This window comes from Nostoc sp., from assembly GCF_036917465.1.
Taxonomy (GTDB): domain Bacteria; phylum Cyanobacteriota; class Cyanobacteriia; order Cyanobacteriales; family Nostocaceae; genus Nostoc.
Genome location: NZ_JBALDL010000086.1, coordinates 225,581 through 241,588 on the forward strand (window position 1 = coordinate 225,581; position 16,008 = coordinate 241,588).

Annotated in this window: 10 protein-coding genes; 4 read left to right on the forward strand and 6 right to left on the reverse strand. The window is 40.8% G+C overall.

Annotation, left to right across the window (positions count from 1 at the left end; translation table 11 throughout):
- Positions 1 to 159: 159 nt before the first annotated feature.
- Positions 160 to 993 carry a photosystem II manganese-stabilizing polypeptide gene (locus V7K38_RS22080; RefSeq protein ID WP_334860637.1) on the reverse strand — a complete coding sequence of 278 codons (834 nt, stop codon included), beginning with the start codon at positions 991 to 993 and terminating at the stop codon, positions 160 to 162.
- 817 nt (positions 994 to 1,810) lie between these two features.
- Between V7K38_RS22080 and V7K38_RS22085 the strand changes: the two genes are divergently transcribed.
- Positions 1,811 to 2,161, forward strand: coding sequence for a hypothetical protein (locus V7K38_RS22085; protein ID WP_334860639.1), 351 nt, complete (start codon positions 1,811 to 1,813; stop codon positions 2,159 to 2,161).
- Positions 2,162 to 2,279: 118 nt separating this feature from the next.
- On the opposite strand, the gene V7K38_RS22090 is transcribed toward V7K38_RS22085, so the two are convergent.
- Together V7K38_RS22090 and V7K38_RS22095 are read right to left on the reverse strand one after the other, a co-directional pair.
- Positions 2,280 to 7,337, reverse strand: coding sequence for an nSTAND1 domain-containing NTPase (locus V7K38_RS22090; RefSeq protein WP_334860641.1), 5,058 nt, complete (start codon positions 7,335 to 7,337; stop codon positions 2,280 to 2,282).
- A 95-nt stretch (positions 7,338 to 7,432) separates the two neighbouring features.
- Positions 7,433 to 8,764 carry a P-loop NTPase fold protein gene (locus V7K38_RS22095; RefSeq protein ID WP_334860643.1) on the reverse strand — a complete coding sequence of 444 codons (1,332 nt, stop codon included), beginning with the start codon at positions 8,762 to 8,764 and terminating at the stop codon, positions 7,433 to 7,435.
- 789 nt (positions 8,765 to 9,553) lie between these two features.
- On the opposite strand from V7K38_RS22095, the gene V7K38_RS22100 reads away from it, so the two are divergent.
- From V7K38_RS22100 to ftsZ, 3 genes are all read left to right on the forward strand, one after another.
- Positions 9,554 to 10,408, forward strand: a complete 855-nt coding sequence (locus V7K38_RS22100) for a cell division protein FtsQ/DivIB (RefSeq protein ID WP_334860645.1) — start codon at positions 9,554 to 9,556, stop codon at positions 10,406 to 10,408.
- 560 nt (positions 10,409 to 10,968) lie between these two features.
- Positions 10,969 to 11,259 carry a hypothetical protein gene (locus tag V7K38_RS22105; protein WP_334860647.1) on the forward strand — a complete coding sequence of 97 codons (291 nt, stop codon included), beginning with the start codon at positions 10,969 to 10,971 and terminating at the stop codon, positions 11,257 to 11,259.
- A gap of 54 nt (positions 11,260 to 11,313) precedes the next feature.
- Complete coding sequence (ftsZ, locus tag V7K38_RS22110) at positions 11,314 to 12,642, forward strand: cell division protein FtsZ (RefSeq protein WP_334860649.1); 1,329 nt, start codon at positions 11,314 to 11,316, stop codon at positions 12,640 to 12,642.
- A 575-nt stretch (positions 12,643 to 13,217) separates the two neighbouring features.
- Here the strand turns inward: ftsZ and gshB are convergent.
- The 3 genes from gshB to V7K38_RS22125 form a co-directional block, all read right to left on the reverse strand.
- Entirely contained in the window at positions 13,218 to 14,183 is a 966-nt protein-coding gene (gshB, locus tag V7K38_RS22115; protein WP_334860651.1) for a glutathione synthase, read from the reverse strand.
- Positions 14,184 to 14,375: 192 nt separating this feature from the next.
- Positions 14,376 to 14,639, reverse strand: coding sequence for a glutaredoxin 3 (gene grxC / locus V7K38_RS22120; RefSeq protein WP_334860653.1), 264 nt, complete (start codon positions 14,637 to 14,639; stop codon positions 14,376 to 14,378).
- A 374-nt stretch (positions 14,640 to 15,013) separates the two neighbouring features.
- Positions 15,014 to 15,835 carry an XDD4 family exosortase-dependent surface protein gene (locus V7K38_RS22125; protein ID WP_334860655.1) on the reverse strand — a complete coding sequence of 274 codons (822 nt, stop codon included), beginning with the start codon at positions 15,833 to 15,835 and terminating at the stop codon, positions 15,014 to 15,016.
- Between the last annotated feature and the right edge of the window lie 173 nt (positions 15,836 to 16,008).

Sequence of the window (16,008 nt, forward strand, 5' to 3'; positions counted from 1 at the left end):
ACAAAGGAAGGATTTGTCTCTTGTCCTTTTCATCTATGTAAGGCTTTTATAGGAATGAAACAGCCCTGCAAATGGGCAGAAGTTAACTTTTGCGATCAAACCTGATGCTGACAGAATTTTAGTTCTGAATGTCAGGTCAGTTATCTAACTCCAGAGAATTTAGCCACGGTCTGGTTCAACCCGTGCAAAAAATAGACCACGAATCTTGACTTCTTTCGGTTCGCCAGCACCTAAGTCTGTATCAGATGGCTGTTCGCTCTCGAAAGTACCAGCAATTTCACCACTAGAGTTATCTACTTTAGCGATTTGCAGAGAAATCTTACCATTTAGATTTTCAGCACGCTTAACGTTAGTGCGGGTAAGTTCTTCATCATCTGCTTGGGCGGGGAGAGCCACAGCATTATCGTAACCACTGACGACCCCACGACCTTTAGGATCTAGGAAGGCAGCACCACGATAGGAAGGAACTTTGAAAGTGCCTTCAAAGTCCGTGGAGGTGTTAATACTACTCAAGCTGGGTTGGGTTTGAGCAACCAAGTTTTTGATGGTGAAGAGGAAAGGTACTCGCTCACCGCCAGGAAGTTGCACGGTGATGGCTTGGAAGTCAAGACCATCAGTTTCCGTGAAAGTCAAGCTATTATCTGAGTTGATTTTTAGATTGCCTTGCACCTGGTCAATGGTGGAAGTGTATCTGGTCAACAATTTGCCAGCAACAAATTCTGCTTCTTGGCGTTTATTTGCAGGTTCTTCTTTGATGAAGAAGCTAGTTGGTTCTAAGCAAAGTTCTTTGATGGCATAAGACTGACTAGAATCAATGGGAATGGAGCCACGGCTTGTTTCTGCTAGTTGGGGGCATTTGTTCGCCAAGCCAGTGCCACGAATTTGGTCGTAAGTCAGTACATCTCTACTACTAGTAGCAGGAGCATCACTACAAGCTGTGATTAGCCCTAAACACAAAGCGAAGAATGCAACAATTAAAGCGCGATACCTCATGGTCAACCTCAATCTCAAAAATTAATATCTAAGTTGTAAAACTGCATCGAAGCTTTGATCTCTGACGATAAGCCATCCTCGATCGGACACTGCGTTGCTCTGATTACCAGAGTTGAGGCAAATGTTCGGGCGTATAGGTTGGAAGTCGCCACTCAAAATTTCCTCTGCTAAACGTAGTTAAACGTGTCGTTCTTTTGAGCTTGGGGTGTAAACCCCAGAGTAAGTCGCACACTGTATCCTTTTTGGATGTGTGTAACTAGGGGAGCAAAACCAGCAGTTTTACTGTTGGTGGCATTTGTTAGAGTTGGGCGTGTGGATGAGTAAGCGCCACACAGAGCGGCATAAGTGCTTGCCTCAAAGAGTGCGAAGAGAGTTGTCTGCTTCGCACTTTACTTTTGCCAATTGCAAAAGCAGCGTCGCCCAAGTCTTTTTGTATCATGTATGTGACGCTACTACATACAGCCCATTGTTTGATGGGTAAATTAGCCAGATCATACGATTTTTTTTAACTCAAAATCAAAGGACTCAAAATCCAAGAAAGTCTCGTCTCGATCGCATCTAGCTGATGTGGAGGCTATGTTAAACTTTACCGCTCCGTTTTAGGAACGATCGCAATTGCTTTTAATAAAGATACAAATCTAGTTATATTCAACCCTTACTTAGGTAGTGAAGGCATGGACGATCGCAGTGAGTGTACAAAAAACCATCTAGAAGCCTACAACAGGTTCATTTTCTCGACTCCTAGTCTAGAGTAACTAGGGAAAATTAAAAATCTCCGGTAAATTTGAGTTGACCTCATTTATACGGAAAGACTGGGATGAACGATCACAAAAATCTCGAATCAGGGGAGTTGTCCTGTAAACTGCAAGCGATCGCAACTGTGGTATATGATGCAGTTCAGGGTTGTGAAGGTGATACTGTAGCTCTTTTGGCAATGCTTAGGCAATTAGAACAGTTACACCGAGAGATCCGGGATGGGGTTTTTCAAGAGAGTTTGCCTGTTAACCGTCGGCAACTTTACTCGCTGCTGAAAGATATTGAGTCTGAGGGAGGCTGGCCTTATATTGAGCGCATGAGACTACAAGCCTTTTTAGCGAATTTACCACAAGAGACTCCCCAAGAAAATAGCCGTGAAGTTTTAGAGAGCAATCGCTCCTTTGCTGATTAGCTCGAAATTAACAACTCTGATCGCCTCATCAACCGCTAAACCAAGAGCGGTTGCTCATTGAGGCTTCAAGTTAATTCGTAATAGAGCCTCCGGCACGCTCCGCGAACGTAATTCGTAATTAAAAGGGGCTGGTACGGGTTATGCCATCACAAAGAAGGCGATCGCGCTCCTCAAGATTACGGTTGTGCTTAAGGTAATCACCCACCCAGTCGCAGCCACGAACCAGCAGATCGTCAAGATTTAAATTCCACAGAATTATCGTGTTGTCATTACTAGCTGATGCTAGTGTTTGACCATCTGGGCTAAAACTAACACTTAACACTGGGGCATGATGCCCATTCAGACTTTTAATTAATTTGCCTTCATGACTCCAGAGTTTCACTGTACTATCCCAACTGGCGGCGGCAAGCAATTCACCATTGGGACTGAAAGTTACAGCATTGACGCTATCGCTATACCCCTTTAACAAGGTTTTTAACAACGTACCATCCCGTCGCCACAGTTTCACGGTGTTATCCCAACTGGCAGAAGCCAGTAATTCATCGGTGGGACTAAAGCTGACACCTAACACCCAACTGTCATGGGGTGAAAAAGTTTTGAGCAACTTGCCTTCACGGTTCCACAGTTTTACAGTTTGGTCATCACTGGCGGAGGCTAAAATCTGACTATCAGGGCTGAAATTCACACTATTTACCCAACCTTGATGCCCTACTAAGGTTTTGAGTAACTTACCTTGACGGTTCCAGAGTTTCACGGTTTTATCTTTGCTAGCTGATGCCAAAAACTGACCATCGGGGCTGAAATTCACGCTCATCACACTATCGCCATGTCCGTGGAGAGTCATGATTAAAGTACCGTCAAGCCGCCAAAGTTTCACAGTTTTGTCATAACTTCCTGAAGCTAGCATTTCACCTTTGGGGTCAAAACTGACACTAGGAACTTTATTTTTATGACCCACTAAAGTTTTGTAAAGCCGGGTTTTGAACTCGCCATTACTGGTGTATCGTTGCCAGAGTTTTACGGTGCGATCGCTACTACCAGAAGCCAGCATCTGGCCATTGGGACTCCAAGCAACGCTCAAAACTCGATCCTGATGCCCTTTAAGAATAGACGGTGTTGGGGCATTTAAACTCCATAGTTTCACGCTTTTGTCGAAACTTCCTGAAGCCAGTAATTTGTTATTTGGACTGAAAGCTAAACTAACAACAGCATCGCTATGTCCTTTGAAGGTTTTGAGTAAAATACCAGTGATACTCCAGAGGTTTATGGTATTGTCTTCACCAGAGGAAGCTAACTTTTTACTATCGGAACTAAAGCTCAAACTCCATACCGTACTGCTATGTCGCCGTAAATTTTTGTAAAGACGAAAGTCAAAACCGTCTTTAGTGTCGTTAATCTCCCTCTGCCAAAGTTTCACTGTCTGATCTCGACCTGCTGACGCTAAAAATTTCCCGTCAGGGCTAAAAACAGCTACAATTATGCCCTGCCGATGTCCCTGCAAAGTTGTAACTAGGCTACCATCTCGTCGCCAGATTTTCACTGTCTTGTCGTCGCTGGCGGAGGCGATTAATTGGCCATCGGGACTAAAGTTTACCCAGTTAACCCACCCGCGATGTCCTCTCAGAGTTTTTACTAATGTCCCGTCTTTGCGCCAGAGTTTTATAGTTCTATCTTTACTGGCAGTAGCTAACAACTCACCATCAGGACTGAAATTAACGCTATAAACCCAATCTTTATGTCCTTTCAGGGTTTTATATGGTTTGGGGTCGAATTCACCTGTAACCGCGTTTTTGTGCCAAATTCGCACTGTTTTGTCGAGACTGGCGGAAGCGAGGGTTTGACCATCTGGGCTGAAATTTACACTAGTAACAGCATCAGTGTGACCTTTGAGGGTTTGGAGTAAAGTACCATCAGGATGCCAAATTTTTACCGTCTGATCTCGGCTACCTGATGCTAGGGTTTCACCATCTGGGCTGAAAGTTACTCCCCAGACAATATCAGTGTGTCCTTCCAGGCGATTGACTTCTGTTACTCCATAAACAGCTTGTTGTAGGGCTGTCACTACCCGCATTCGAGTATCTGGTTGCACTCCATCTGCCTGTTTCAGTCCTCTCCAAGCCCGCAAACTTTCTAATAAAGCATCAAATTCTTTATTAGACGCAAATAGAGCTTCACTAGCAGCAGTGATTCCACTAATGCTCAAGTTGGTTTCACTGCGTTCAGCTCGTAGAGTTTGGCGAATTGCTGCTGTTTTTTGCAAGTCGGCTTGCCACCATAATGCTGCTATTGTTCCCCCCATGATTGCTAGGATTGCGCCGACAATCCGTGCTTCTAGCAGTCGCCGTTGCAACACCAAATTAAGTTGCCTTTGACTAAGTTGTTGGGCGACTTCTGCTTTAGTTTTTTCAAGTTTGATTTTTTCAAATTTAGCGAGCATACCATAGTTGTTTTTTTGGCGAATTGGCTCAACTAGATAATCGTGAACTAGCTGGTAGCGATCGCCTAATTCTTGTCTGACTCGCAATACCAAACCTGAACCCACCAATATTTCTAAAATCAGTTCCCCAACTGTGTCAAAACTTGATATTGTATTTATATCGTGGTTATTAACTAATGCAGCTGCTAAATCAACTTTAGTTTTTAATGGTCGCGTCCCTTTTTCATCAGTTAACTCAAATAATAATTTCCAACTTAACTCTTCATTCTCTTGACCGCAGTCTTTTATTACTTCGCCAAGCCAGCGTTCAACTAATTTTGCCGAGCCTCCACAAAGCTTGTATTGTCCAAGAGTAGTAATGTTTTCTATTTGTAATTGAGCGCCGACTATTTGTAATTCAATTGGATGTACTTCATCTAGTTCTCCTGTCAAATCCTGGACTAATCGGTTAATTAATTCATCACTTAGTTCATAATGCGAACGTTGAGTAAGACTGTGAATTATAGCTTTAGCATCCTGGCTAGAGAATTTTCCTAGATAGTAGCGAATATCCTTATCGAGAATATTTTTATTAATTACGCCCAAATCATATTGTCCAATACTATTTTTTTGGCTCAAACGTTCAAACTCTAATAAGTAATGTAAATAATCTTCTCTTAAGGAAAGAATAATTTTTACATAAGAGATATTTAAACATTCACTAAAGAATTGATAAAATTCAATTCTTTGCATGGGAGCATTACTAATAAAGAAAAATTCTTCAAACTGGTCTAATATGATAATTATTGTATAATTGCGCTCGGTTGCTAACCGAATTCTTTCTAGCAGTATAGTAGGTGTAGAGTCAGGATTAAGTGATATTTCTGTGTATGCCAGCACTTGGTTTATGCTGCTGATTAAAACTGTGAGCCAATCAGTATAAACAGATAAAACAATAGGTATAGGAATGCGTTCTCCGATCACTTTTCCTGTCAATGCGGGGACTAGACCGGCTTTGAGGATTGAACTTTTACCTACGCCTGATGGCCCATAAATTACTGTGAGTTTATAGTCAGCACGACTAATTCTTTCAATCAAACGATTGACATCTTGCTGTCGTCCAGAAGCAGATATTTCTTGAGCAACTCCTTCAGGAATAAAAGGTATTTTTTGAGGTTCTAATGCTGGGTTAATTCTCGCTCGTTGCGGCTGTAATTGACTTGCCCCAATAAAAGCACGAAAGCCATACTGATGTTCTATTTGAATTTTTTCTTGCTTGAGTTTAAAAGCTTCTGTATAGTTATGACGCTCAAAAAAGTAAAGCGATCGCAGTTCCTCTAAAATCTCTAAATACAGTGATGGATGATGTTGTAGTTCACAAACTATCCTCGCCCATTCCAGGTTATTGATAGCTTCCTCTGGCTCACCTAGATGCCTTTGTGTACGTGCTAGCAAGAGCAGATACCAACTTTCTTGTCGTCGTCTTCGCAAAGCGTCTCCCAGAGAAGCTTGTATTACTTCTTCGGAGATAGAAAGTGCTGTATTCGCTAATTCATGAGCTAGTATCCAATTTGATTCAGAAGCTGCAACATTTGCCAAAAAGCCATAATTTTGAGCAACTTGTGCGGGAGTTCCATAATTTTTATGTAGATATAATGACTTTTGAGCTAATTTTTTTAAGTCATCCCAGGCTTGTAAACGTTGCAGCATTTCACAAGCGGGCAAAATAAATTTAGCCACTAAGTCTTCTCTTTGCACCTCCTCCAATATTTCTAGGCATTGTTTAAACCACAAGAGAGCATATTCGCAATATCTACTATTACTATTATTGTTGTAGTGCAAATCTGCCATTCGGTGATAACACAGCCCTAAATGGAATAGTACTATTGCTTGCTTGAGTAAAGACGATGAAAGTTTAGGATGAGAAGATGGGAGGGGCAAAGAAGAATTACTCTCTAACTCTGCTATTTTCTTCGTTTCGTGCTGCCATAACGCTAGGCTTCTTTGATAGTTGTCTAAAGCACTATTAATTTGATCGTTGGCGTATTTATCTCGCCCTAAGACAAATTCTAAACTAGCTTCTAATCCTGGTGTTAATTTAAAACCATATAGGCGCAACAAATCATTACGGGCTGATTCTATTTCATGGCGGGGTTGAGACTTAGGATCTAAATCTAGGGAAGCATTAGATAAAAATGTTTCGGCACCTGCTTCTAAAACTTTGGTAAATAGAGATTCTGCTTCTTGATGAATCAAAGCAATTAAATCTACTTTTGCCATTTCAAATTTAATTGTGGTTGCAGCCCAACTTTTAAAATCAGGGGCTAATCTAGACAGCAATGATGCCACTTCATCTTGTAGCCACAAGACTACTGGAAATGGAAAAGTTGCAGCATAAATATCTCGCGCTTGGTTAATGCCTGTAAGTAAGTTTTCTAGATCGAATACTGACTCAATACCAAAAATCATCACAGCATCTGGCAAAGAGTCTGTGCCGACAGCAGGAATATCAAGAGATAGTTCTGAGACTATTGTGTTATGTAAGCAAGTAGTTGATGAATTGAGAAAGATTTCTTTAATATTGATATCTTTAGTGGTAGAACGAATATTTTCTAACATCTGCTTACGTAATTGCCCATAGTTACACCGAACTAAAATTAGGGCAAATTGACCTTCGGATAGTGCGATCGCTCTAATCAGTCTTTGCAAAGTATGCTGATTTTCTCTTGTATGGATATGTAGTTGCTTGTCCGTAGTCATTGGTTGTTGGGCATTGGGAATTGGGCATGGAGCATTGGTTATTAGTCCAATGACAAAGGACTAATGACTAATGACTATTAACTTAACCAGCACTATTACTTCTTTTGCTGCCAAGCTAAAACTTTTTCTGTTTCTGCTAGGGCTGGACTGATGCCAAACCAGCGCCCCGCAGGATCGCGATATTCAAATAAATACATGCTTCGTAGTAAGCTTTGATAATCAGACTCACCTTTAACTCTCTGTTGTTGCACTACTTCAAACAATAATTCCCACTGGGATTCATCAATAGCTAATAGCAAATCGTCACGGTAGTCTTTAATCACAGCTTCTAAGCAGTCCCTAGAAAAAGGTGGATCTTGCCGTTGCAGGCAGCTATAAAGTAAACCCAATAAGTTACGAATGTGGCCACCGCTAACGCGACATATCCGATCCAAGCTTTGGGAATGATCGAATAGTTCTGTAATTAATAAAAGCCTTTCATTCAAAGGAACTTCTGGAAAAGCTCTTGCTAAGACTAACTGGCGTACTAGTGACATCCCTGGTTCGTAGTCAGTGCCATCTCTTTGCCGCACTAACACCATCGGCAGTACTTTTGGTGCAATTCCTCCCCCCAAACGATTTTTTAGTGTCTCGTACTCATTGGAGAATATTAAGGTTAGGGGAATGGTGTAAACTAAGTGGCATTTGAGTCGGCGTAACTGTTCGCCTCGGTCGATGAAAAGATATTCTGGTTGCGATCGCCCCGATGCTAAGGGACGCATATCAACTCTATCCAAATTATCTACAATTACTACCAGTCCTTTTTGACCCCGTAGCTTTAGCTGTTCAACAGCCTTTTCTAAAATTTCTTCGTTAATCGCTTGCAAAATACTATTGGTACGTGGCTCCAAATATTGCCTCAGTTGATTTCGCATCTGAGTACTATCTTTGGTTTTGGCGGTAATTTTGGCAATACCCAAAGACAATTCTGCTTGTCCAGAAAGCTCTATGGGGGTTTGCAAAAAATCTCCTACTTCTTTAAACAAATTGTTAAAGTAACCACCTTTGAGTTTGATGTTAATCCCTTCTAAACTGGCACTGACTTGACGGGCTACACTCAGTAAAATATCGCTGATATCAATATCTGCCATATCTAAGTCTTGACTGGACTCAAAATAAACTACATGAAATCCCGCTAATTCGAGTTCTGTTTTGAGACGCTGCAATTCTGTTGATTTACCGCAACCAATATGACCTGTAAATAACTGGCAGGTTGGCTCATCAGGAGAAATCCGAACTATAGTCCGTTGCAATTCTTCAACAATCTTGCAACCACGGACATCAGCAAAATCTATATAATACTGGCGATCTAGCAGGTTACTTATGTTTAGCGTGTAGCTTGGATTACATGCTTTATAAAAACGTGACAAATTGAATGTCGTTTTCATGTATGTAGATGTGTGTAGATGCACTCTATTTGGTATTTCTTATACCGACAATATCTAGCTTGAAGTAAGCATACGATTAATTCGCAAGTTAGTAGTATCTTGCAGAAGTCAGTACTTATTACAGGCTCACTGTCAGTAGTATGGTAAAGATTTAATTGACCCTAATAAGTTTAAGCATATTTGTCCTTTTTACACCTGCTGGGGTTTTGACAATCTCTAACTTTTGTTTGAGGCATAAACCTTTATGGCTAAGTTAATCAGTAAAAAAGCTACTACATTCTATAGTTCCCCGTTTGTATAGCTGATGAGGTATGACTAGTATGAATTATAGCAATTTATACAAAAATTCAGCCATACTTAGTTCTCATTTCATGTTTTATTTGTCAATAAAACAAAATCAGAAATAAATATTTAAATTAATTTAGAGAAAAAATATTTGATGATCCCTTGTCAAAAAGACAACAGTGAGTTAAGAATGGACACCGGAAACTTTAATAGGAAGGATTACTAGCGTCGCGTTGGTTCTGTAGTTACTGTAAAGTGTTACTAAAAATAAAAAAAGTCTTGAGGAGAGCGGATAACAGATGTTGACAGTGTTTACTGAGATTAATAATGATACAAGCGCATGAAGAGGGCTAAGTCAAAAGACCGCTATGCTACTTGCTTGATATTGGGATACTCTAAGTTGAGCAATAGAATAGTGAAACTTGTACTAAGTACAAAGTGTTTTATTGCACTCAACACTCAGCTTTGTCAAGGAATTTGGACTGTAAGGAGGAAGGGGTTTGAATGGCTGGCATAATATCAGTTTCCCGTACCAATATAGCCCAGCGTCGTAAGAAATTACGGCGGCGACGGCAGATGAAGATTATTCAAGCTATCTGGCGAACTTTTGCCATTACTGGTTTGGCAGGTGGATTGCTGTGGGTAGCAGTTCAACCAGTATGGGTGTTAAAAACTCCCAAACAAGTAGTGATGAAATCAGGCAATCAATTACTGTCTGATGAGACAACTAAATCCCTGTTGGTGCTATCTTACCCCCAATCTTTGTGGCGAATTGAACCGGCTGCGATCGCAAACTCTTTGAAAAAACAACCAACTATTGCCCAAGCGATCGTTAAACGCCGCCTATTCCCTCCTGGATTAAATATCGAAATCCAAGAACGAGTCCCTGTAGCGGTGACTCAAACTCCAAGTGTACAAAATCAAGGCACTGGCAACAAAAAAGTCACAATCGGCTTACTAGATGCAAGTGGGGCCTGGATACCTTTAGAAAAATACACATCACTGAATCCAACTCGCAAATTACCCAATCTTAGAGTAATTGGATCGCCAAAACAATACTGTCTCGACTGGACTCAAATTCATCAAGCTGTCAGCCAAAGTCGCGTGAAAGTGATGGAAATTGATTGCCAAAATCCAGCAAATTTAATTTTGAAAACAGAACTAGGAAATGTACATCTTGGTGTTCCAGGCCCTCAGTTGTCTGAACAAATTAAGGTACTCGCCCAAATGCTCCCTTTAACAGCAAAACTCAATTCCGGCCAAATAGAGTATATTGATCTGAAAAATCCGGAATTTCCCTTAGTACAAATGAACCAAAAAGACCAAAAATCAACTCCCAAAAACCCTAAAAATATCTAGGGTGTTGAATGTATTGATAGCTCCTAGTAAATTAAGAAGCTTTATGCTGATAAATATATTTATTATTTTCAGTTTTCCGGCACCCCGCACGAAAATCGGCATTAACTTCTAATTAAAATGAGAAGATCAATCATAAAATCTCTCTTGTGAGGAAAACACTCTCAATTGTTACCTAAACATCTAATAATAGGGTGCAAGATGTCAGACAATCTAAGCTTTGGTCTGTTGAGGATACTTCCGAAGACAGTTTACTGAAGTTTATTTTTGTAATTTAAAGTACTAGAAGAGTTGCGTAAACGCTGCTTTTTGGCAATTACTTTGGACTATTCTGTACCGTAATTCCTAATTGGGTTACGAAACCTCTAGCAAAATCTTGATTTGTTGACCACACTAGTGAAGGTTCTCGTAAGATAGACTATTGCTCCAACAAAGTGTCCATTAAGACCCCCCAAACAACAAATTAATCAGGTATAGTCTGACAAGTAAATTCTTGCTTACTTAAACCTTAAAAATCAGTAATTGTCAGGTAAACTTTGTGTCTAAAGTTGCAATTATACCCAATGGTGAAACCTATTAACAATATTATTGAGGCAAATAAGATACGCTGTAGTGTGTCTTTAGAACTTCTGTTCTTTGATGAGAAGAATAAAGAGATTAATGTCTGGTTGAAGTTATACAGGTCACTTTTAGATAAATATAGGTATACTTCTCTAGAATTGGCTGTGCGATCGGCTGCCTTAAAAGCTTATCCCATAGCAAATTTTCCCTCTGCTAATTCTGTTAGGCTTGGCAGTAGTGAAAACAATAAAGAACAGTGCCATCGTTTTGTGGCAGTGTCAAACTATAGTTGACTCTTAAGTGAATAACACCTGAAAAAGTCGTTTATCTACCCTTTCACAAATCCAATGACACTTGATAATAACCAAGGACTCACCTATAAAAATTCCCAATCTCCTGGACAGCCAGGACTTTCTCTGGCAGTTAACTCGACCAATCCCTTTAATAACTCTGGTTTGAACTTCGGACAAAATCACGATAATAAGAAGATTTCTGCGGAAAATAGCCGAATTGGTGAGATTGTTCCTGGACGGGTTGCCAACATCAAAGTGATTGGTGTCGGTGGTGGTGGAGGTAATGCCGTTAACCGCATGATCGAATCTGATGTCTCTGGTGTGGAATTTTGGTCAATTAACACTGATGCCCAAGCTTTAACTTTGGCAGGCGCTCCCAGTCGATTACAAATTGGGCAGAAGTTGACACGGGGTTTAGGAGCAGGTGGTAATCCTGCCATTGGTCAAAAGGCAGCTGAGGAATCACGAGACGAAATTGCTACAGCTTTAGAGGGCGCTGACCTAGTATTTATTACTGCTGGTATGGGTGGTGGTACTGGGACTGGTGCAGCCCCAATCGTCGCAGAAGTAGCAAAAGAAATGGGCGCTCTTACTGTTGGTGTAGTTACACGTCCATTCGTTTTTGAGGGTCGCCGCCGCACCAGCCAAGCAGAACAAGGGATTGAAGGGTTAAAAAGTAGGGTAGATACACTGATTATTATTCCTAATAACAAATTGCTGGAAGTGATCCCCGAACAAACACCAGTGCAAGAAGCTTTTCGCTATGCAGATGACGTGTTGCGTCAAGGGGTGCAAGGTATTTCTGATATCATCACGATTCCCGGTTTAGTAAACGTTGACTTTGCTGATGTCCGCGCTATTATGGCAGATGCGGGATCGGCATTGATGGGAATTGGTGTCAGTTCTGGGAAATCTAGAGCCAGAGAAGCTGCGATCGCAGCTATTTCTTCTCCCTTACTAGAGTCTTCTATTGAAGGTGCTAGAGGGGTTGTCTTTAATATAACAGGTGGTACTGACCTCACTCTGCATGAAGTGAATGCAGCCGCAGAAGCAATCTATGAAGTAGTCGATCCCAACGCCAATATTATTTTTGGGGCAGTAATTGATGACAGGCTCCAAGGTGAGGTAAGAATTACTGTAATTGCCACCGGATTTACAGGTGAAGTGCAAGCTGCGGTACAACAAAGTGTAGCTAGCGTTCGAGTAGCACCTAATACCTCGAAGCGACCAACAACACAACAACCCGCAATTAATCCCCCAACCTCAACTCCAAGTTCAACCCCTACTCCAACTCCAACTCCAACTCCAATTCCAGAACCAAAAGAAAAACCTGGATTGGATATACCTGACTTTCTGAGAAACCGATCAAAACCACGAAATTAAAAGATTTTGGATTTGAGATTTTAGATTAAATTAGCAGTCTTAAGTTAGGCTGAGTGCTGTATAAAATCTGTTAGTTTCAGGGTTTTACCAAAAGCAGGGATAAGCAATCCGTTGCCATCCCTAATTTTGCTAATTGGTAAAGAAACTCATCAACGTTATTTAATAGAATGAAATTGGCCAGGAGTATGTTGGCTTAGATTTCTAGTTGTGCTTTTGAAAGAAAAAATCTGGAAACCTGCCTGACTACGAAGGTTTAAACGTAGCCCGTCGTAGGCATTGCTACATCTACCACCGCAATCCATTAAATTTATATTCGGTATAAACAAAGCTGCGTGGGTGAGTTAACCACGGAAGCGCCCAAAGGAATTCTGTTTCCTGGAGAATATGATATTAAGTAAACAATAATTTACATTTATTAAAGAGGTAGGAGGCAGGAGGAGAACTGCCCCTACTCTATAACTGACACGACCAGAGAGAGCAACGCTTTAAGATCCCTACTGAACTATAGTTCAGTGGTTTCAAATCAGTAGGGGTCAAATCCGCAACTGAAAAGCTCCTCCTGTCTCCTGCTTCATTCAATTTAGTGACTGTTCAATCCATTGAATAACCTGATAACCAAGATTAGTACCATCTAGGCGATCAATCTCACGAATTCCTGTAGGACTAGTGACGTTAACTTCAGTTAAGTAGCCACCGATAACATCTATACCCACAAAAATTAAACCGTCTTGACGTAAGCGTTGGGCTACTTGGGTACAAATTTCATTTTCTCTTGGGGTAATTTCGGTTTGAGCGACTGTACCACCAGTGGCCATATTATTGCGAAAATCAGTTCCACTAGAGAGGCGATTGAGCGCACCAATCGGTTCGCCATTCAGCAGGATAATTCGTTTATCTCCTGCTTTTGCCTCCGGTAGATAGGTTTGTACCATTACTGGGACTCGACCTTGGAGAGTACTGAGTTCGACAATAGAGTTAAAATTGCGATCGCTTGATTGCAAAAATAAAATTCCTTCTCCAGCTTTGTTTCCCAGTGGTTTAAGAACTGCTGCCCCCTTTGCTTTGACAAATTGTCGGATAAACTCTTTATCAGCACTGACAATCGTTTCTGGAATTGCCTTGGTAAACTGGAGGGCATACATTTTTTCATTTGCCCCTCGGATGCCACTAGGACTGTTAATCAGCAGAGTTTTATTTTGGTCAATGTAATCCAGAATGTAGGTGGCATAGAGGTAGGAATCATTGACAGGTGGATCTGTCCGCATAAATACGGCATTCATTGTCTCTAAAGAAGTTAAGGAGGAATCGCTCAACCCATACCAAGGATTCGCCGCTACCCAGCGTCCCTCTACTAACTGCACTGGTACAAGTTCGACTCGCTGTAGGACAGCCCAAGCTTTGCCCTCCACCACACTCAGCAGATTTGCTTGAGTTACCCAAACTTCGTGTCCCAGGATTTGCGCTGCTTCGATCAGGGCAATGCTGGTATCATGACATGGGTCAAGCAGATGGATGGGATCAATGATAAAAGCCAGTTTCACCCTTTATACCTCAATCACCAAGAAATTAAATGGTTATTCAATTATTATCTCTTGATGATCTTACTAATTGACGTACATCTGTACTGCTGAGTAGAAACTGGAGGGTAAAGTCTTGTAGACAGATACTTTTGCAAGAAAAAAGTTCGTAAACAGAGTTGTAGTGGCTTGTCGCTAGCGCAATATCTTCTAAACTTACATGGTAGTTAGTAACTCATCCAGCTTACCTTGACTGTCTAAAGCGTGGATGTCATCACAACCACCAATATGATCGTCATTGATGAAAATTTGCGGTAAAGAACGCCGTCCATTTGCTCTTTGAGCCATTGTATTTCTGGCTGCCTCATCTCCGTCAATGCTGTATTCTGTAAATTCAACACCCTTACTCTTCAGCAAACTTTTGGCACGGATACAAAACGGGCAAGTCCTCCAGGTGTAAATTTCTACTTTGGCAGCCATAATGTCCTCAATTTGATTTAATACTTTTTAATTTTATAACTTGTCACTTGCTATAGCGGCTCTATCTCGTTTTCACTTTATCTTCAGAAGGGCTAACTAAATTCAGTTATTTGGTATCGCTGAGTTCCTTAGAGATCCGCTACACCTAGCTTGCTTGCTTTTTTGCAGAACTATGCAAAAAGAAAAATCGTTGAAAAGCCTATAAATAATGTGAGCTTTTCAACGGTTTATAATTACAGGTCTATTTACACATGTTTTACTTGATCAATTTTTACAAAATTTAGGTGATACACACTTAATTTTCTAAAACAACGGTATTTTCTCTTAGGGAAGTATCTGGTCTTTGCCAGTGTTTACTACTAGAAGACTGTCATTTAGGCTACTGCTAAAGACTTTTTCCTCACCCCTCTCAATGCACCCACTGCAAATAAACTAAGGGCGGCTGTCGTCCCAGGTTCAGGTACTTTTTTAGGTGTAGGAGGCGGAGGACTATAATAACTGCCTTGTGCTTTTATAATGCTAGGCTCCTTTAAATCAGTGCCATATTGGAAGCGAACACTGCCAATTTTGCTTATATCAAAGTTAGTGGGTAGTCCTGACAAAACGAATGTGGCAGAATTGTCAACAAAACTTCCCCCTTTGACTGGTGAATTTGCATTAGCATTGTAGCCGTCAATAATGCCGTAATTCACTTGCTGCTGTCCACCAATGCCTTGAAAAATACCCAAGCCGACAGTACCTAAACCGTAGTCTTGGGTTACTCCATTAATAAGTCCTGCAGAATTGGTCGTAGATGCAAATGCCCATTCTTTGCCATTATTAGGAGTATTGAGAAGATTTACATTATTTGTAGTGGTTGAGGGGTTGTTTTGAGTGACCTTTGAGGCTGTTGCTGAAATTAAAGATAAATTTAAGGGAGATCCTGCATAGTCCCAAAAGACTGATGTGAGGACATCAGAAGGAACTGAGACATTTTTCATGTTCGTCAGGGTCACTGTCAACTTACCTGGATTGAGTAAGTCATCAAAGACAACTGATGATGCCAGAGCATTATTCGATGCTGAGTTAGTTCCTGTGACTGAGAAAGTCATAGAGGCTGCATCTGCTTGGGATATCTGTGAAACTGTCACCACAGCTAATGCTGATATACAACAGACTGCATAACCCGCTATTTTCTTGGAATATGGTTGAGACACGCGATTGAAACTCCTTTTCTTTTTATTGAGAACATTTAAGACCTCTCAAAATAACTCTTTTATGGAAGTTACCAATGTCTAAATTGACACAAAACAATACCAATTGTCTATGTTATTTATCGAGGTTAGCTAAAAATTTAAATTTAGAATTATCAATATAGTTTTTATGAACT